Raw genomic sequence first — 461 nt, 5'->3', positions numbered from 1 at the left:
TCCGCCACCGTGCTGCCTGCCGGCGTGCTGCTGTTGTCCAGATATACCGTCACCGTCGCGCCCGCTTCCGCCGTGCCCTTCAGCACCGGCGCGCGGTCGTCGGTTACCCCGCCGCTGGCAACTTCGCCCTGCACCTCACCCTGGGCGTCCATCAGCGCCGCCACGGCCGCCTCCGGTGCCACGGTGTCCAGCACCACGTTAAACGCGCCGGTCTCCGCCGAGGAAACCCCCGCCGCGTTCACCGCCGTCGCCGTCAGGTCATAGCGGCCGTCCTCGCCCAGCGCCGCCGTGGTAATGCTCCAGCGGCCGTTGTCATCCGCCACGCCCGACCCCGCGTTTACCCGGTTGCCGTCCGCATCCGTGGCCCACACGATGACCGTCAGCCCCGCGCCCGCGGTGCCGTTCAGCGTCAGCGTGCCGTCGTTGGTGAACTGGCCCTTCTGCAGGAAGCCGCTGTCCGC

General features: G+C 71.4%; 1 protein-coding gene. It reads right to left on the bottom strand.

All coding sequences use genetic code 11. The annotated features are described in order from the left end of the window. The coding region (locus HFD94_RS22795; RefSeq protein ID WP_167433556.1) for an Ig-like domain-containing protein at positions 1-461 on the bottom strand (461 nt) is incomplete at both ends.

The sequence above is a fragment of the Pantoea sp. EKM20T genome (assembly GCF_011800485.1).
Classification (GTDB): domain Bacteria; phylum Pseudomonadota; class Gammaproteobacteria; order Enterobacterales; family Enterobacteriaceae; genus Pantoea; species Pantoea agglomerans.
Note: the sequence above shows the minus strand (reverse complement) of the source record. Positions and strands in the feature narration are given on the sequence as shown.